This is a genomic window from Paenarthrobacter sp. AB444 (genome assembly GCF_028736865.1).
GTDB lineage: Bacteria > Actinomycetota > Actinomycetes > Actinomycetales > Micrococcaceae > Arthrobacter > Arthrobacter nicotinovorans_B.
Genome location: NZ_JAQZBY010000023.1, coordinates 1 through 17388, shown reverse-complemented (window position 1 = coordinate 17388; position 17388 = coordinate 1). Strand labels below are relative to the sequence as shown.

15 protein-coding genes are annotated in these 17388 nt (G+C 63.8%); 2 read left to right on the top strand and 13 right to left on the bottom strand.

From position 1 onward, the window contains the following. From mmsB to PQ627_RS19600, 13 genes are all read right to left on the bottom strand, one after another. Complete coding sequence (gene mmsB / locus PQ627_RS19660; RefSeq protein ID WP_144661873.1) at nucleotides 1-1284, bottom strand: multiple monosaccharide ABC transporter permease; 1284 nt, start codon at nucleotides 1282-1284, stop codon at nucleotides 1-3. Nucleotides 1285-1289: 5 nt separating this feature from the next. Continuing rightward, nucleotides 1290-2819: a multiple monosaccharide ABC transporter ATP-binding protein gene (gene mmsA, locus PQ627_RS19655; protein ID WP_274263002.1), complete on the bottom strand. Its 1530-nt coding sequence runs from the start codon at nucleotides 2817-2819 to the stop codon at nucleotides 1290-1292. Between the two features lie 141 nt (nucleotides 2820-2960). Continuing rightward, nucleotides 2961-4085 (bottom strand): multiple monosaccharide ABC transporter substrate-binding protein, encoded by a 1125-nt coding sequence (gene chvE, locus PQ627_RS19650; protein ID WP_260842463.1) that lies wholly within the window; start codon nucleotides 4083-4085, stop codon nucleotides 2961-2963. Nucleotides 4086-4397: 312 nt separating this feature from the next. Then, on the bottom strand, nucleotides 4398-4913 hold the full coding sequence (locus tag PQ627_RS19645; RefSeq protein WP_274263001.1) for a gluconokinase: 516 nt from the start codon (nucleotides 4911-4913) through the stop codon (nucleotides 4398-4400). Then, entirely contained in the window at nucleotides 4903-6132 is a 1230-nt protein-coding gene (gene manD / locus PQ627_RS19640) for a D-mannonate dehydratase ManD (RefSeq protein WP_144661870.1), read from the bottom strand. The genes PQ627_RS19645 and manD overlap by 11 nt, the downstream gene beginning before the upstream one ends. A 24-nt stretch (nucleotides 6133-6156) precedes the next feature. Beyond that, complete coding sequence (locus PQ627_RS19635) at nucleotides 6157-7485, bottom strand: mannitol dehydrogenase family protein (RefSeq protein WP_274263000.1); 1329 nt, start codon at nucleotides 7483-7485, stop codon at nucleotides 6157-6159. Then, a complete protein-coding gene (uxaC, locus tag PQ627_RS19630; protein ID WP_274262999.1) occupies nucleotides 7482-8876 on the bottom strand; it encodes a glucuronate isomerase in 1395 nt (464 codons plus the stop codon). Before uxaC ends, PQ627_RS19635 begins: the two co-directional genes overlap by 4 nt. A 3-nt stretch (nucleotides 8877-8879) precedes the next feature. Beyond that, nucleotides 8880-9812 (bottom strand): sugar phosphate isomerase/epimerase family protein, encoded by a 933-nt coding sequence (locus PQ627_RS19625; RefSeq protein WP_144661867.1) that lies wholly within the window; start codon nucleotides 9810-9812, stop codon nucleotides 8880-8882. Then, nucleotides 9809-11005, bottom strand: a complete 1197-nt coding sequence (locus tag PQ627_RS19620; RefSeq protein WP_274262998.1) for a Gfo/Idh/MocA family protein — start codon at nucleotides 11003-11005, stop codon at nucleotides 9809-9811. The genes PQ627_RS19625 and PQ627_RS19620 overlap by 4 nt, the downstream gene beginning before the upstream one ends. After that, a complete protein-coding gene (locus PQ627_RS19615) occupies nucleotides 11002-11850 on the bottom strand; it encodes a sugar phosphate isomerase/epimerase family protein (RefSeq protein WP_274262997.1) in 849 nt (282 codons plus the stop codon). Before PQ627_RS19615 ends, PQ627_RS19620 begins: the two co-directional genes overlap by 4 nt. Before the next feature lie 2 nt (nucleotides 11851-11852). Then, complete coding sequence (locus tag PQ627_RS19610; RefSeq protein ID WP_274262996.1) at nucleotides 11853-12788, bottom strand: carbohydrate ABC transporter permease; 936 nt, start codon at nucleotides 12786-12788, stop codon at nucleotides 11853-11855. Beyond that, nucleotides 12785-13846, bottom strand: coding sequence for a carbohydrate ABC transporter permease (locus PQ627_RS19605; RefSeq protein ID WP_274262995.1), 1062 nt, complete (start codon nucleotides 13844-13846; stop codon nucleotides 12785-12787). The genes PQ627_RS19610 and PQ627_RS19605 overlap by 4 nt, the downstream gene beginning before the upstream one ends. A gap of 12 nt (nucleotides 13847-13858) precedes the next feature. Beyond that, the gene (locus PQ627_RS19600; protein ID WP_144661862.1) at nucleotides 13859-15223 is read right to left on the bottom strand and encodes an ABC transporter substrate-binding protein; all 1365 of its coding nucleotides are present in this window, start codon (nucleotides 15221-15223) and stop codon (nucleotides 13859-13861) included. A 129-nt stretch (nucleotides 15224-15352) separates the two neighbouring features. Between PQ627_RS19600 and PQ627_RS19595 the strand changes: the two genes are divergently transcribed. Then, the gene (locus PQ627_RS19595; protein ID WP_144661861.1) at nucleotides 15353-16366 is read left to right on the top strand and encodes a LacI family DNA-binding transcriptional regulator; all 1014 of its coding nucleotides are present in this window, start codon (nucleotides 15353-15355) and stop codon (nucleotides 16364-16366) included. Between the two features lie 70 nt (nucleotides 16367-16436). After that, nucleotides 16437-17258, top strand: a complete 822-nt coding sequence (gene nadE / locus PQ627_RS19590; RefSeq protein ID WP_274262994.1) for an ammonia-dependent NAD(+) synthetase — start codon at nucleotides 16437-16439, stop codon at nucleotides 17256-17258. Nucleotides 17259-17388 lie beyond the last annotated feature (130 nt).

The following is a 17388-nucleotide window of genomic DNA, read 5'->3' as shown; positions in this document are numbered from 1 at the left end:
CTACTTCGCGTCGACGCCCACAGGCTCCGCTTTTGACGCGGGGGCCGTTTGGGTCGCTGGAGGCGTGGTCTTCCACTTGAAGCGGCGTCCCATACCGGATCCTCCACCGGCACCGGTCCGGTTCTTGTTGAAGATGTCGAAGCCGACGGCCAACAGGAGCACCAGGCCCTTGATGAGCTGCTGGTAGTCAGTGCCGAGGCCGAGGATGGACATACCGTTGTTCAGGACACCCATGATCAGGCCACCGATCATGGCCCCCGCTACCGTACCGATACCGCCCTGGACAGCTGCGCCACCGATGAACGCCGCCGCAATCGAGTCCAGCTCGAACCCGGTACCACCGGCCGGCTGTGCTGAGTTCAGGCGTGCGGTGAACACCAATCCGGCCAGTGCTGCGAGGACACCCATGTTCACGAAGAGCCGGAAGGTAACTTTCTTGGTCTTGATGCCGGACAGTTCGGCGGCGTGGAGGTTGCCACCGATGGCGTAGGTGTGGCGGCCAAAGATGCTGTTGTTCATCAAGGCCGAATACAGAATCACCAGGGCTGCGAGCACGATTAGGACAATCGGGGTTCCGCGGTAGCTGGCCAGGAGGAAGGTGATGATAAGCATCAAGACGGCGATGAAACCGTTCTTGACGGCGAACCAGGCCATTGGCTCGTTCTCGAGGTTGAACTTGCGGCGGACCCGGCGTTCCTTCAGCGCCTGGAAAAGGATGGCTGCCGTGCCGCCAACACCCAGGATCACTGTCAGCCATTCAAGGACGGACGTGCCACCGGAGATGTCCGGAAGGAAGCCGCCACCCAAGGCACGAAGTTCGTTCGGGAACGGGGTGATTTGCTGGTTCTTGAGGGTGATCAGCGTCAAACCGCGGAAGATCAGCATGCCGGCCAGGGTGACGATGAAGGCGGGGATGCCCACGTAGGCGATCCAGTACCCCTGCCACGCACCCACCAAGGCACCGACCAGGAGGCACGCCGGGATGGCGAGCCACCAGGCCCAACCCCAGTGCACGATCATGACACCTGCCACAGCGCCAATGAAGCCCGCGATGGAGCCGACAGAAAGGTCGATGTGGCCGGCGATGATGACCATCACCATGCCAATGGCGAGGATCAGGATGTAGCTGTTCTGGACCACCAGGTTGGTCACATTCTGCGGCTCAAGGAGGATGCCGTCGGTGAGGACCTGGAAGAGGATGACGATCAGGATCAGGGCGACGAAGATGCCAACCTGGCGGAGGCGGCTTGTGAGGAAGCCAAGGGATTCTCGTAGGGCGGACATGGTGGCTATTCCTTCTCTTGAGTCATGTAGTGCATGAGGGTTTCCTGCGTGGCCTCGGCGATGGGGACCTCGCCGGTGATGCGGCCCGCGGAGAGCGTGTAGATCCTGTCGCAGATGCCCAGGAGCTCCGGCAATTCGGAGGAGATCACGATGACCGCTTTCCCGGATGCGGCCAGTTCGGCGATGATCGTGTAGATCTCGAACTTGGCGCCGACGTCGATTCCGCGTGTGGGTTCGTCCAGGATCAGCACGTCGGGATCGGAGAACATCCACTTGCTGAGCACTACTTTTTGCTGGTTTCCGCCCGAGAGCTTGCCGGTGATGGCAGCAACCGAGGGAGCCTTGATGTTCATGCTCTTCCGGTAGTGGTTGGCCACCGTGGTTTCCTGGTTCCCGTCCACCCAGCCGCGCTTGGCCAGCTTGCCCAGGGCGGCCATGGAAATGTTCCGCTTGATGTCCTCGATCAGGTTCAGGCCGTAGTGCTTCCGGTCCTCGGTGGCGTAGGCAATGCCGTGGTCGATCGCGTCCGAAACCGTGGAGGTGTTGATCTCCTTGCCGTACTTGTAGACCTTGCCGGAGACAGCACGCCCATAGGTCCTTCCGAAAACACTCATGGCCAGCTCGGTGCGGCCAGCGCCCATGAGTCCGGCCAGGCCAACGACCTCGCCCTTGTGGACCTTCAGGTTGGCATTGCTGACGACGGTCCGCGAGTGGTCCTGCGGGTGCAGGACCGTCCAATCTTCGATGCGCAGGACTTCTTCGCCGATGTTGGGGGTGCGGTCCGGATAGAGGCTTTCGAGGTCGCGTCCCACCATGCCGCGGATAATACGTTCCTGCGTGATCTGGCCCTGGTCCAGGCGCAGCGTCTCGATGGACTTCCCGTCACGGATGATGGTGACGGCGTCGGCCACTTTGCGGATCTCGTTGAGCTTGTGGCTGATGATGATGCTGGTAACGCCCTGGCCTTTGAGGTGCAGGATGAGGTCCAGCAGGTGGTCTGAGTCTTCGTCGTTCAGGGCTGCGGTGGGCTCATCCAGGATGAGCAGCTTCACTTCTTTGGACAGTGCCTTGGCAATCTCCACCAGTTGCTGTTTGCCCACGCTGATGTGCTGGATGGGCGTAACGGGGTTCTCGCTCAGGCCGACGCGGGCCAGCAGTTTGGCAGCTTCCAGGTTGGTCTTGCGCCAGTCCACCCAACCGTTCCTGGCCTGCTCGTTGCCGAGGTAGATGTTCTCGGCAATCGAGAGATAAGGGCTCAACGCCAGTTCCTGGTGGATGATCACGATCCCGCGCTTCTCGCTGTCCGTGATGCTGGAAAACTCGCAGGGTTCATTCTCGAACAGAATGTCGCCATCGAAGGTGTTGTGCGCGTAGACGCCGGACAACACCTTCATCAGGGTGGATTTCCCGGCGCCGTTCTCACCGCAAATGGCGTGAACCTCACCTCGGTTGACGTCCAGTGTGACGTCCTGAAGGGCTTTTACACCGGGGAAAGTTTTGGTGATTCCTCGCATTTGAAGAATAGGTACGTTCATCGTCAATTCCCGCTGACTGCTTGAAAACTTGGCCGGGCCGAGGACTCGACAGGCTCTGGGGGTACTGTGGCCCCGCCGGGCTGCGCTGCAGGTAAATGCAGGGTGCGGCACAGGACGGCAGGGCCACAGGGTGGGACGTCGTTACTTGATGTCGGATTCCTTGTAGTAGCCCGAGTCGATGAGTTCCTTCTTGTAGTTGTCCTTGGTGATGATGACGGACTTCAGAAGGTAAGCCGGAACAACCTTGACCTTGTTGTTGTAGGTCTTGGTGTCATTGGTTTCCGGCTCGTTGCCCTTGAGTACGGCGTCCACCATTTTCACGGCCTGGGAGCCGAGCTGGCGGGTGTCCTTGAAGATGGTGGAGTACTGCTCGCCGGCGATGATGGACTTCACGGAGCCCTTTTCGGCGTCCTGGCCGGTTACGACGGGGAGCTTGCCGGTGGAGTAGCCTCCCGTGCTGGTCAGGGCGGAGATGATGCCGATGGACAGGCCGTCGTACGGCGACAGCACGCCGTCGAGCTTGGTGCCGGAGCTGTAAGCGGAGGTGAGAATGTCTTCCATGCGCTTCTGGGCTACGGGTGCCTGCCAGCGGAGGATGGCTGCCTGCTCGAACTTGGTCTGGCCGCTGGGGACCTTCAGGGTGCCTGCATCCAGGTACGGCTTGAGGGTATCCATGGCGCCTGTCCAGAAGAAGTTGGCGTTGTTGTCATCCGGGCTGCCTGCGAACAGTTCAACGTTGAACGGGCCCTTGCCCTCTACCTTGTTGCCGCTGGCGTCGACCAGTCCCAGGCCGGTCAGCAGTGACGTGGCCTGCTGGACGCCTACGGTGTAGTTGTCGAACGTGGTGTAGTAGTCCACGTTCGGGGTGCCGTTGATGAGGCGGTCGTAGGCGATGACCTTGACGTTCTGCTCCTTGGCCTTGGCCAGGACATCCGTCAGCGTGGTGCCATCAATGGCCGCGATGATGAGGGCCTTGGCACCCTTGGTCAGCATGTTCTCGATCTGGGAAACCTGCGTGGGGATGTCATCGTTGGCGAACTGCAGGTCCGTCTTGTAGCCCAGGTCCTTCAGGGACTTCTCAACGTTGGCGCCGTCGGCGATCCAACGCTCCGACGTCTGCGTCGGCATCGAAATGCCTACCAGCGAATCGCTGGGTTTTGCGCTGCTGGAGGACTCCGCTGCGCCTCCACGGCTGCCGCAGCCTGTGGCTCCGACGGTCAAGGTCAGGACAACCGCTACGGCGCCCAGGAGTTTTTTCAATCTCACGATGCTCTCCTTCCGCGGCAACAATGCCGCGAACTCTGATGCAGCCGGAGCATCTGCGCATCCGGCACGGTGAAGCTGGGTGTGGCCTGCGTGCTGGGGGCTGCACAAGCCAGTGAAAACGTATTGCGAATGCCATTGTGAACGCTAACAATGCAACGGGTCAAGTGCTGCGCATCACAAAATGATTGCAGCTCATTAGCCTGCCAAGAGTACTTGATTTACAACGTTGTTAGCGTTCACAATACCCCTCGCCGCCGTCCGGACGCAGAAAAGCCCGGCACCGCCGTCGTGGCAGTGCCGGGCTTTCGGCCCCTAGGCCTGGAGCAGGGACCCCTCCAGGGATGCCTGCACGTCGCTGACGATGACCTCCACCGGAGAGGTAATGTCCGCGGCGATTCCGGCTTCGTCCTCCTGCAGGGGTTCGAGGGTGGCCAGCTGGGAATCGAGCAAGGCAGCCGGCATGAAGTGCCCTGGCCGGGAATTCATGCGTTCGCTGACCAGTTCCCGGGCTCCGTGCAGGTGCACGAACACCACGGATGCGTCACCCCCGCGGATGATGTCGCGGTAGGCGCGCTTGAGCGCGCTGCACGCGATCACCAAGGGAGCGTCCGACGCCGAGAGTCGCCTGCCGATCTCGGCCAGCCACGGCGCCCGGTCGCCGTCGTTAAGCGGAGTACCGGAGGCCATCTTGTCGATGTTCGACTGCGGATGCAGCGCATCGCCGTCGAGGAATTCCGCGCCGAGCCGTTCGGCGAGGGCGGCGCCGACCGTGCTTTTCCCACAACCGGCGACGCCCATCACCACAACATGGAGCGGCTTACCAGTCATGGACCGTGCCATCAACAAGGCGGTTGTAGGGGAGGTAGGCCTGCTGGTACGGGTAGGCGGCAGCGGCTTCTTCGTTGAATTCGACGCCGAGGCCCGGGTTGTCGCCCGGGTGCAGGTAGCCGTCGGTGAAGGTCATGGACTGCTCGAAGACCTCGTTGGTCTTGTCCGAGTGCTGCATGTACTCCTGGATGCCGTAGTTGTGGATGGCCAGGCCGACGTGCAGCTGGGCGGCGAAGCCCACCGGGGAGATGTCCGTGGGCCCGTGGAAGCCGGACTTGATCTGGTACTGCGCGGCGAAGTCCATGACCTTCTTCAACGGTGAAATGCCACCGAAGTGCGTGGAGGCGGCACGGACGTAGTCGATCAGCTGTTCCTTGATGAGGGTCTGGAAATCGAACACGGTGTTGAAGATTTCGCCGATGGCCAGCGGGGTGGTGGTGTGCTGGCGGACCAGGCGCAGTCCCTCTTGGTTCTCGGCCGGGGTGCAGTCCTCAAGCCAGAAGAGGTCGTACGGTTCCAAGGCCTTTCCGAGCTTGGCGGCCTGGATGGGGGTCATGCGGTGGTGGCCGTCGTGCAGCAAGGGGATTTCGGGGCCGAACTCGTTGCGCACGGCTTCAAACACTGTGGGCAGGTGGCGGAGGTAGGCGCGGGTGTCCCAGTCCTCCTCAAGGGGGAACGCGCCGCGGCCGGCGGGTTCGTAGTCGTACCGCTCCCCCGAGGCCTGGGCCTGCGCGGCAACACCGTATACGGCCTTGATGCCGGGAATCGCGGTCTGGATGCGGATGGACTTGTAGCCCAGCTCCAGGTGCTCGCGGACCGAGTCAAAGAGCGACGGAATGTCAGAACCCGATGCGTGACCATAAGCGCGCAGCCCGTTCCTGGAAGCGCCGCCCAGCAGCTGGTACACCGGCAGCCCGGCCACCTTGCCCTTGATGTCCCACAACGCCATGTCGACGGCGGCAATCGCCGCCATCGTGACCGGGCCCCGGCGCCAGTAGGAGCTGCGGTATAGGAACTGCCAGGTGTCCTCGATCCGGTGGGGATCCTTGCCGATGAGCAGCTGCGCCACGTGCTCCTTCAGGTAGGCGGCCACAGCCAGTTCCCGGCCGTTGAGCGTCGCGTCACCGATGCCTGTCACACCGTCTTCGGTGGTGATGCGGAGGGTGACGAAGTTGCGGGTAGGGCTGGTCACGAAGACTTCAGCGGCAATGATTTTCATGGGTGTGGCATTCCTTCCAGGGGTCTATGCGTGGGTACTGGCAGCGGCAACGTCGTCCTGCTGCCGGTGGATATCGGAAACGAGGGCACTGTCTCCGGCGAGGTCAGGGCTGATGAGCGCCAGCAGCGCTGCGGTGCGTTGTTCGCCGTCGTGCGTTTTTGCGGTTCGGATGTCGTCGGCCAGGGGGTCCTGGAAACCGTCCGTGGAGGACACATACGCAATCCAGGCCGCGATCATGCGGGCAGCACCGGATCCGGCCCGGCCTTCGGCTCTTTCGGCCGCCAGCACGGGCAAGGAGCGCATGCGCAACTTGGTGGTTCCGTCCATGGCAATCTGGGTCAGGTGGTGGGCAATCCGCGAATTGCCGAAGCGTTCCAGCAGGGCTTGTCGATAGCCGGGAATGTCCAGGCCTTCGTCCGGCAGGTGGCGGGCAGCCTCATCCCAGAACGACTCCACCGCCGAGCGGCAGACCTCGTCGGACAGGGCGTCTGCCACGGTCGAATGGCCCCGGACCAGTCCCGCGTAGGCGAGGATGGAATGCGCCCCGTTGAGCAACCAGAGCTTGCGGTTCTCGTACGGCTCGATGTCGTCCACGAAAATTGCGCCGGCATCTTCCCAGCGCGGACGTCCGCCTGGAAAGTCACCGCTCAGGACCCAGTTGCTGAAGGGTTCGGCCACCACGGCGGCCTCGTCCAGGTATCCGCACTGTTCGGCCACTTCCTTAAGGTCGTCCGGCGTGGTCCGCGGCGTTATGCGGTCCACGGAGGTGCCAACGAAGCTCACCTGCGTACTGATCCATTCGGCCAGTGCCGGCTCCACCGCTTCGGCGATGGCCAGCACAGCCTTGCGCGCAACTGCGCCGTTGTCTGCCAGGTTGTCACAACTGACGACGGCGATCGGACCGGCCCCGGCGTCCCTGCGGGCGGCCAGCGCCGTAACCAGGCGGGCCAGCGGGGTGTTCCCGCCGGTTGCCGCATAGGCAGCTTCCGTGATGGTCAAGGTGACAACCGCCGTGCCGGGCGCGGCCACGAGCTCCGCGAGCCGGTGGGCGTTCGCGCCATCCACAGCTTCGACGATGCTGCCGACGACTTCAAACGCATCTCCCGCGCCCGACCTCTCCACTACGGTGAACACGCCGTCCTGTTCGGCCAGGACATCCGCGGCGTCGGGCCGGCGCCCGGTGAACGCCGCAATGCCCCACTCGGCCGCGTCTCCGGCGTGCTGCGTGTACCAGGCCTGGTGGGAGCGGTGGAACGCGCCGAGGCCCAGATGCACCATCCGGACAGGGGGCGCGGCCAGCCCCGGAAACGCGGCGGCCCGGGTGAGCCGGGGCGGTCCCTGGTCGGCACTCATAGCTTGAAGACCCTTCGCGGGGAAGAATCGACGACGTCGACAATCAGCTCGTGCGCGCGGTCCTCGCTGATGCGGTGCTCGGCAACCAGCCGCGCCAGGAACGAGGCTTCGATCCTGCGGGAAGCGTCGTGCCGGGCAGGGATGGAGCAGAAAGCCCGCGTGTCATCGATGAACCCGGAAGAACGGGAGAAGCCAGCGGTTTCCGTGACGGCCGAGCGGAAGCGAAGCATGGCGTCGGGCGCGTCCAGGAACCACCACGGGGCCCCGATGTAGACCGAGGGGTAGAACCCCGCAAGCGGTGCGAGTTCACGGGAAAAGACGGTCTCGTCCAGGGTAAAGAGCACCAGGTGGAAGTCCTTGGCCGTGCCGAAGTCCTGCAGGAGCGGGCGGACGGCCTCGGTGTAATTGACCGCGAACGGGATGTCGTGGCCCGTGTCCGCTCCAAAGGCTTCGAAGGTGGGCTGGTGGTGGTTGCGGTAGGAGCCCGGATGAATGGTCATCACCAGGCCGTCTTCCACCGACATCCGCGCCATCTGGTACATCATGTGGGCCTCGAACGCGTCCCGGTCCTGGGCGTTTGCCTGTCCGGAAACTGCCTTGTCGAACAAGGCAGCAGCGTCGGCCTCGTCCAGCTTGAGGGTCGCCGGTGTCCTCACGCCGTGGTCTGCGGAGACTGCTCCGTGGTCCACGAAGTACCGGCGGCGGTTTTCCAGGGCGGTGAGGTAGCCCCGGTAGCCGCTGCCGCCGTCGGACGCTTCTGCGATGAGCCGTTCCACGTTGGCCTGCCACGCCGGGTGCGCGATGTTGATGTACGCGTCCGGGCGGAAGGTGGGCAGTACGCGGCCGTGGAATGACGGGTCGGCAGCGAGCGCCCGGTGGCTGTCCAGGCTGTCCAGGGGATCGTCCGTGGTGGCAAGGACCTCGATGTTGAAGTCCTTGAACAGCTCACGGGGGCGGAACCCGGGTTCCGCGAGCTTGGCGGAAATGGCGTCGAAACTGGCGTCCGCCGTAGCTGCGGACAGCTCACCCTGCCACCCGAACACCGACTCGAACTGGGTCCGCAGCCAGTACCCGGACGCGGTGCCGTCGAACAATGGCCAGGCCTCGCAGAAGGACCGCCAGATGTTGCGCGCCCCTGCCTGGGGCTGGAGCTTGTCCAGCGGAACTCCGGAAGCGTGGATCAGCCGGGTGACGTAATGGTCGGGGGTGACCAGCAAAGCGGCCGGATCCGGGAAGGGCGTGTTCTGCTCGATGACGGCCGCGTCCACATGGCCGTGCGGGGAAATGATGGGCAGGTCCTGGACCCGCTCCAGCAAGGCACGCGCGATGCTGCGCGTCCCCGGGTCCGCCGGGAGCAGGCGGTCGGGGTGGGTGGCAAGGGATTCGGACATGGATCAGCCTTTCGAGGTGGAACCGGCGGAGAGGTCGGCCCTGGCAGGAACGGTCAGTCCGGCCAGCTCTGCCACCCGGCGCAAGTACTGGAGGTTGCCTGCGGTACGCTCGGCCAGCGGAAGGTCGGTGGAGAAGTCCTCCACAGTCACCCACTCGTCGTAACCGACCTCGGCGAGCGCCTTGAAGTACGCCAGGACGCTCCCCTGGCCTTCAGCCAGCGGTGCCCACTCGTTGACCCAGACTGCCGCTCCGGACTCGTCCCGCTCCCCCGTCAGGACCCAGCGCGCATTCTTCACGTGGACGTGCGCAAGGTACGGTCCCAGGAGTTCGAGGGCAGGCAGCGGAGACTCCCAGCCTTCGATCAACAGGTTGCCGAGGTCATGGATGACGCCCACGTGCTGGGGATCCAGGCCCTCCAGAAGGCGGCGGGCAGCTGAGGCGGATGAGGTGACCGTGCCGTGGTGCAGCTCAACGAGTGCCTTGACTCCATGGTGGGCGGCTCGGCCGGCAACCCACTCGTAGTGCTCGCGGGTGGCTGCAAACAAGTCCGGGTAGGACAGGCCGCTGGGCTCGCCCCCGCCCATGGTGGAGTTGCCCAACGGCAGGACGTTGACCCTGACCTGGCGGGCACCCAAGGCGGCGGTCGCAGCCAGGACGCGCTCGACGTCGTCGTGGTTGTCGCAGCGGGCGTACCCGCCCAGGCCCGAGTACTCAAGGCCGGCGTCGGCTGTGAGCCGGGCAATCCCAGGCAGTGAATCCTCAAGGCCGGTCATCGGCCAGGTTGCCTTGTTGCCCGCCCAAAAGCCGGGCTCCGGCGATTCGGCCTGGTCGGTGACGCGCCATTCGATGCCGTGCCAACCCTGCGCTGCGAGCTCGGTGGCGGCTTCCTGCGGAGTCCAGTCCGGCGTCGATGCCGTGAAGACAGAGAATTTCATGCGCTGACCTCCTCGAAGTGGCCGTTGCCGGTTCGCACCTCAACGTCGTTGTACTTGCCCGCAACCACATCGGCTATGAGGACGGGCTGGCCGAGCGTGGCCGAAACGTACAGGGCCCGCACGGTGGCCAACGCCCGCACGGCGTCCTCGATGGTGACGCCTGCAGGACGGCTGTTCCGGATCGCTTCGACTACGTCGCGGTACTGGCGGATGTGGCCGGCCGGGTAGACAGTGGGGTCGAGGTTGGCTTGCGGCGCCGGATCGGGGAACTTGGCCAGCTCCTCCTCCGCCTGGTTGCCCGCGCCGGGCATCCCCATGGGCCCGCTCTGCGTCTCTTCTTCGGAGGCGGCGGCGTGGAAGAACTGGAGGTTGTCGCTGTCGATCACAGCCGAGCCCATGCTGCCCATGACCTGCAGCCTGACGCTGAGCCCAGGGTACGCGGCAGTGGTTGCGTGGAGTACTGCCAGGGCACCTGATTCGAACGTCACGGTGGCCACGGCGGTGTCCTCCACCTCGACTCCTGTATGTGCCAGGAGGGCGGTCTTTGCACTGATTTCCACCGGGGTGCCAAGGAACCACAGAAGAAGGTCTACGGTGTGGACGCCCTGGTTCATCACCGCCCCGCCACCGTCCATGGCCCAGGTGCCGCGCCACGCTCCGGAGTCGTAGTAGCCCTGGCTGCGGTACCAGCTCACCGAGGCAATCGCCGAAGTCAGTCGCCCAAAGCGTCCGGCGCGTCGGGCCTCGTCCACCACAATGGATGCCGGGTCGAAACGGTGCTGGCTGATGACACTGGCCACCAGCCCCTTCTCTTCCGCCGCTTTGGCTGCCGCCAGGATTTCGTCGGCACGGTTCAGGTTCACGTCCAGCGGCTTTTCGATCACCACATGCTTGCCCGCGTTGAGGACCTCCAGCGCCTGCTCGATGTGCAGTCCGCTGGGGGTCGCGATGATGACAAGGTCGACGTCGGCACCCGCGAACGCTTCGTCCAGGCTTCGGAAGGTGGCTGGCCGGGCGGCGCCCTGGTCTTCGATGTGCTGGGCCAGGGCATCCGCGGCTTCGGTGATCTCATCCACCAGCGCGGTGACCTGAAGGTCCTCGATCGCGGCGACCGACGCCGCGTGGGTGCGTCCGATGGTGCCGCATCCGGCAATGGCGACGTTGATGGTGGACTTGGACGTTTCGGTGCTCACTTGGTTTCCACTCCTGCTTCGTTGACGACTTTGGCAAAGGCACGGGCTGCCATCCCGAACGCGGTGGGGCCCGAGAATCCCCCCAGGCCATGGGCGCCCGCCAGATGCGGCTCCAGACTGGCGAAGCCCGCAAAACCGTCGGCTTTGAGCGCCTCAACCGTGCGGAGCAGATCGCCGTCGCCCTCACCGGCAGGAACCACGACGCCGTCCGCGAACCGCGCGTCCTTGACCTGCAGGTATTCGAGGTGGGGACGGAGTTTGGCGTAGCCCTCGTCGAAGGGCTTGACGCCAACCTGGACGAAGTTGGCCGGATCCCATGCAACTTTCAGGGCGGGCGAGTTCACGGACTCGATGATGTCCAGCACGCGGTCCGGGGTGTCTCCGAAAATGTCCTTTTCGTTCTCGTGGAGCAGCACCACGCCGGACTGTTCGGCAACCTCGGCCAGGGCACGCATGCGCTCAATCACGTCGTCCCGGATGCTGTCCACTGCCACGCCTTCGCCGTAGTAGAAGGAGAAGATGCGGATGTAGCGGGCACCAAGGACCTGGGCGGCGTTGGCGGCCCGACGGAGGCGCTCAACCTCGTGCTCCACCGGCAGCGTGACATCCACTTTGCCGATGGGCGAGGCGATGGCTGAAACACCCATGTCCGCGGCGTCCAGGAGCTTCTTCAGCTCGGTCAACTGCTCGGAGGTCAGGTCAACGATGTTGGTTCCCCAGGCACTGCGGACTTCGATGTGGTTCGCCCCGAGGGCCTGGAGGACTGCGATCTGCAGGACCGGGTCGTCGTCGATCTCGTCTCCGAAGCCCGAAAGCGTCCACTGGACTGTTGCTGGACCGGTCATTGCTACTTAACTCCTCCGGCGGTGAGACCGCCCACTAGGTAACGTTGGAAAATCAGGTAGAGAATCACGACGGGCGCCGCGCAAACCAGCGAAGCCGCCATCATCTGGCCATACAGGGGAATCGCTCCACCTTCCTGCGAGGCTCCGAAGATCTGCAGGGCTACGGCTGCGGTCTGGCTCTCCGGCCGGGTCATCACCGAAGCAAAGAGGACATCGTTCCAGCCCAACAGGAAAGCGAAGATGCCCGAGACCACGATGCCGGGCCAGCTGAGCGGAAGGATGATCCGGACCAGGACGCCTAAGTTGCTGGCGCCGTCGATCCTTGCCGCCTCTTCCAGCTCACGCGGCAGGCCACGCAGATAAGTGACCATGACCCAGGTGGAGAAGGGCATCGCGAAGGTCAGGTAGGTGACGAAGAGACCCCACTGCGTTCCGATCACCTGGACGCCGAGGTAGCTGGCGGCCGAAGAGAAGAGCACGAACACCGGAAGGACCATCAGGGTACCGGGCACCGACTGCAACGCCAGGAGGCCGCGAAGGATGGTCAGCCGGCCGCGGAATTGGTAGCGGACCAGGACGTAGGCGATGGACACGGACATGGCTGCCGACACGACGGCGGTGGCGCCGGCTACAAGGACGCTGTTTGCAAGGCCCTTCGCCAGGCCGACGCTGGACCAGATTTTGGTGTAGTTCTCCAGCGAGAAGCTGGACGGCCAGAACTCGCCGTTGGCGACGCCGATGTCCGAGTTCACCGATGCCAGGAAAATATAGGCAACGGGGATCAGCACGATGGCGCTCAGGACCGTCAAGATAATGGCCAGCAGCGGGCCGGGCAACAGGCGCGTGACCTCGTGCTGCCTCTTGGAACCGGGCCGGAACGTAGTCCCCGCCGGTCCCGGGCGGGACGTGCCGCGGACCGAGGTGGTTGATGCGCTCACTTCTTGCCTCCCGGCGTATCGGCGTCGTCCAGCTTGACGGCGCGAAGGTAGATGAACAGCGGAATGGCGATCAACACCAGGGACACAAACGCCATGGCGGCGCTGAGGCCGAAGCGGAAGCTCTGGAAGCTGGTGACGTAGGTGAGGATCGGAAGCACTTCGACGTCGGACGGGGCCGGAACGCCGAACAGCACGAACGGGAGGGTGAAGTTGTTGATGTGGTGAAGCATGCCGATCAGGAAAGCCAGCGACAACGGACCCTTGAGGTACGGGAAGATGACGTAGCGAAGCTTGTTCCACCACAGCGCCCCGTCCAGGGCCGAGGCCTCATGGACTTCGTGGTCCACCGATTGCAGGCCCGAAAGTGCCAGCAGGTAGATGAACGGCCAGGAGGCCCAGATCTGGACCAGGATCAGCGTCCAGTACGTTTGGGGTCCGTTCAGCCACAGCCCACCGTCCACTCCAAAGACACCCAGTGCCGAGTTGACGACTCCGTCAGGCTGGAACATGGTCCGCCATACGGTTGCCACCACGAAGGACGGCAGCACGTATGGGATCAGGAAAATCGAGCGGATCAGCGCCCGGCCCTTGAAGGCATTCTGCGTGGCAACAGCCGCTGCGATGCCCAATGGCAGGGTAACGAGCATGGCAATCAGCGAGTAACTCACACTCAGCCACACCGAGTGCAGCAGAGGCGAGTCAGTCAGGGCCTCCACAAAGTTCTCGACGCCGATGAACGGTGCGCTGACCCACTTGCGCAGCGAGTACTGGTCGAGGTTGAGCGTCGACATGTAGATGCCGAGGAACAGCGGGACCACGATGATGATGAACATCAGGAGGCCGCCGGGGATCAGCATCCACAGTGGACGGTTCCGCTCGCTCAGGCCCTTGCGGCGGACAGGTTTCCGGCCACCGCCGGCCGGCTGGAGGGTTCCTGTGCCTGCGGCCGGTGAGGCACCGTCGTCGAGCGCTGGCTCTGTCGACCCGGACCGGGCCAGCTGCCCGCGGGCAGCCGGACCGGACACGGGTTTCATTTCCCTGAAGGAATCAGTAGACATGGGAGACCCTGCCTAGGACTTCGCAGCCCGGTCGAGGGAAGCCTGGCCCTTGGACTGGGCGTCCTTCAGCCGTGATTCCAGGGCGCTCTCGTCAACGGATCCCTTGGCCAGGTCCGGGATGGACTGGACGGTCACGTTCAGGAGGCCCAACTGGATGTCGCCCCAGGCGCCGGTGAAGGGAGTTGCCTTCGACTTGCCGGCAGCATCGGCGATCGGCTTCAGCTTCGGGTCGGTCAGGGAGGCCAGTGCCTCGGCGTTTGCCGGAAGCTCACCGAAGATCTTCTGGTAGTTCAGCTGCTCGTCCTTGGACGTGATCAGCTCGATGTAGGCGAAGGCCAGATCCTTCTGCTGGGAGTAGTCCGCGACCACGACGTTGTCACCGGAGAGGATGCTGGCGGCCTTGTCGCCGTCGCCCTTGGGGGAAGATTCACCCGGAGCCGTGGTGGGCATGAGGGCGTATTCGTACTTACCGGCAATGGCTGACTTGTCCAGGGTGGGAATGGAGCTTGACGTGGTCATCATCAGGTATCCGGCCTTGCCGGAAGCGAAGGCTGCCACTGCGTTGCTGTTGCTCCAGCCGATCGCTGCAGGGTCCACCACCTTGTCCTTGGTGAGCCAGCCGAAGTAGGTGTCGTAGGCCTTCTTGACCGTGGGATCGTCCAGCTTCAGCTTGTTGCCGTCAACCAGCGGGTTGCCTGCCTGCACGGACATGGCCCAAATGAACTTCCAGGGATCGAAGTTGTCCTTGTAGCCAGTGGCAAGGCCGTAGGTACCCGTGCCGGCGTTGGTCATCTTCTTGGCCTGCTCGGCGAGCTCATCCCAGGTGGTGGCGGGCTTGTCGATGCCCGCGGCGGCCAGGATGTCCTTGTTGTAGGCCATGACGAAGGGACGGCTGACGAACGGGATGCCGGCCTGGTGCTCCGAGTCGGGACCGGAGATGCCCAACGCGGCCGGGTTGAACCGGTCCTTCCCGCCGACCTTCTTCCAATCGTCGTCGGAAAGGGTCACGAAGGCCTTGGTGGCGTAGGCGGTGGGCGTGAAGGTGGTGCCCAGGCTGTAGACGTCCGGGCCCTGGCCGGAAACAACGGAAGTCTGGATGCGGGTCAGTTCATCGTTGGCTGAGGCGAAGGTTTCGAACTTTACTTCCGCACCCGTCTTTGCCTTGAACTTGGCGGCGATGTCGCTCTGCCACTTCTTCTGCTCTTCCGGGTACTGGTTGTTGACGCCGGTCAGTACATTCAGTGTCTTGCCTGTTCCGTCGACGGCACCCCCGGAGCTGGCTGATGTGCCGCTGTTGCCGCTCCCCCCACAGGCCGTCAATGCCAGTGCAGCAGTCAAAGCGACGGCGGCAAGCTTGGCAGATGGTGCAAACCTCATTGTTTCCTCCTTGGATACACAGCCCGGTAGTGGTCTACGTCACAGGGGCTTTCGGCAACGAGTCTACGAGTCCGGCAACTGTGCGGCAAGCGGTTGCCAAAAGTTGCCATGAGATGGTGCAATCTTTTTATGGCTGAGACAAACGGGCGGGGATCCGCACCCACAATCAAGGATGTTGCCGCCTTGGCGGGAGTGGCCACATCCACTGTCTCCAGGGCCCTTTCCAACCCGGACCGCGTGAACAGGGCAACCCGTGAACGCATCGAGAAAGTGGCCGCCGAGCTCAACTACGTCCCTAGTTCGCAGGCCCGCAGCCTCAGCTCCGGCCGGACCAATGCCATTGCGCTCCTGGTCCCCGACGTCACCAACCCGTTCTACTTCGACATCATCAGGGGCACCCAGAACCAGCTGAAGGCAGCCGGCTATACCCAGTTGCTGGTCGACACCGAAGAGTCGGCCGAGATGGAAGCCGATGCCCTGCAGAAGATGCAACGAACGGCCGACGGCTTCATCCTCGCCGCTTCCCGCCTCACCGACACCCAGATTCTCGAGGCGGCATCGTCGCAGGCAATCGTCACCATCAACCGCTCCTCGGCCAACGCTCCCACCGTGGTCATCGACACCCCGGGTGCAGTTGTCCAGGCACTGGAACACCTGACGTCGCTGGGCCACTCCAAGATCTGTTACGTCGGCGGGCCGGCTTCCTCCTGGTCGAACGCCAAACGCTGGAAGACCTTTGAGGAAGAAAGCCGCGACCGTGGACTAACGACCTCCCGCGTGGGTCCCTTCACTCCCAAGACCACATCCGGAGCAGCTGCCGCCGATGCCGCAGCACGAACCGGAGCGACGGCTTGCATCGTTTTCAACGACCTCCTGGCGATCGGCATGCTGCAGCGACTCCGCGAGCGTGGCATCCGCGTCCCCGAGGACATGAGCATCGTGGGGTGCGACGACATCTTCGGCGCCGACTTCTGCAACCCGCCCCTGACCACCATGGCCTCCCCGATCGAGCAGGCCGGACGGGTGGCGGTTTCCATGCTGCTGGCACAGCTGGACCCGCTGAACGCCGGATCCAGCCGGCGCCTCGCCGTCATGCCCACCCACCTGACGGTTCGCGGCTCAACCGGCCCGGCACCGGATTAGCGTCCCGAATAACTGAATCACCACGCAATATGGTTGAGCCTTTGTGACGCGGCTGACTACTGTGGAACACATGCGCGAACTCCAAGCCAAGATCATTGAGGAAATGGGCGTCCAGCCCCGGATCGATCCTGCGGAGGAGATCCGCAATCGGGTCGCCTTCCTGAAGGATTACTTGAAGGCAACAGGGACCAAGGGCTTCGTGCTGGGCATCTCCGGCGGCCTCGACTCCACGCTCGCGGGCCGCCTGGCCCAGTTGGCGGTTGAGGAGCTGGAGGCCGACGGCGTGGATGCTAACTTCGTGGCGGTCCGCCTCCCTTACGGCGTCCAACACGACGAAGAGGACGCCCAGGCCGCCTTGGACTTCATCCGGGCCAAAACCGAGTGGACCTTCAACATCTCCCGCGCCGTCGACGGTTTCGAGGACGAGTTCCTCAAGACCACCGGTGCCGAAATTTCGGACTTCCACAAGGGCAACACCAAGGCCCGCGCCCGCATGATCGCGCAGTACGCCCTGGCCGGGGAACACAACTACCTGGTGATCGGCACCGACCACGGCGCCGAGTCCGTCACCGGCTTCTTCACGAAATACGGCGACGGCGGTGCGGACATCCTCCCGCTGTTTGGCCTCGACAAGCGCCAAAACCGGCAAGTCCTGGCAGAGTTGGGCGCCCCCGAACGTCTGTGGAAGAAGGTTCCCACAGCCGATCTCCTGGACGACAAGCCGGGTCGCACGGACGAGGACGAGCTCGGCATCACCTACGACCAGATCGACGACTACCTTGAGGGCCGCGAGGTCCCCGAAGGAGTCGCCGAGACCATCGAACAGAAGTTCCTGCGCACCCGCCACAAGCGCACGGTCCCGGTCACAATCTTCGATACGTGGTGGAAGTAGGCACCCCTTAGAGCAACGCGGGGTCACTTATGGCCCATGATTCGCCGGAACATGGGCCATAAGTGACCCCGCGTTGCTTTTTAACGACGGCGGGGGCGGACGTTGCGCTAAGTCCGCCCCCGCCGGCGGC

What these genes read in the sequence shown, in the direction of transcription:
- manD (WP_144661870.1), bottom strand. Translation starts at nt 6,132, where the DNA reads ATGAAAATCATTGCCGCTGAAGTCTTCGTGACCAGCCCTACCCGCAAC.
- uxaC (WP_274262999.1), bottom strand. Translation starts at nt 8,876, where the DNA reads ATGTCCGAATCCCTTGCCACCCACCCCGACCGCCTGCTCCCGGCGGAC.
- nadE (WP_274262994.1), top strand. Translation starts at nt 16,437, where the DNA reads ATGCGCGAACTCCAAGCCAAGATCATTGAGGAAATGGGCGTCCAGCCC.
- mmsB (WP_144661873.1), bottom strand. Translation starts at nt 1,284, where the DNA reads ATGTCCGCCCTACGAGAATCCCTTGGCTTCCTCACAAGCCGCCTCCGC.
- PQ627_RS19645 (WP_274263001.1), bottom strand. Translation starts at nt 4,913, where the DNA reads ATGACTGGTAAGCCGCTCCATGTTGTGGTGATGGGCGTCGCCGGTTGT.
- PQ627_RS19600 (WP_144661862.1), bottom strand. Translation starts at nt 15,223, where the DNA reads ATGAGGTTTGCACCATCTGCCAAGCTTGCCGCCGTCGCTTTGACTGCT.
- PQ627_RS19625 (WP_144661867.1), bottom strand. Translation starts at nt 9,812, where the DNA reads ATGAAATTCTCTGTCTTCACGGCATCGACGCCGGACTGGACTCCGCAG.
- mmsA (WP_274263002.1), bottom strand. Translation starts at nt 2,819, where the DNA reads ATGAACGTACCTATTCTTCAAATGCGAGGAATCACCAAAACTTTCCCC.
- PQ627_RS19595 (WP_144661861.1), top strand. Translation starts at nt 15,353, where the DNA reads ATGGCTGAGACAAACGGGCGGGGATCCGCACCCACAATCAAGGATGTT.
- PQ627_RS19605 (WP_274262995.1), bottom strand. Translation starts at nt 13,846, where the DNA reads ATGTCTACTGATTCCTTCAGGGAAATGAAACCCGTGTCCGGTCCGGCT.
- PQ627_RS19615 (WP_274262997.1), bottom strand. Translation starts at nt 11,850, where the DNA reads ATGACCGGTCCAGCAACAGTCCAGTGGACGCTTTCGGGCTTCGGAGAC.
- PQ627_RS19635 (WP_274263000.1), bottom strand. Translation starts at nt 7,485, where the DNA reads ATGAGTGCCGACCAGGGACCGCCCCGGCTCACCCGGGCCGCCGCGTTT.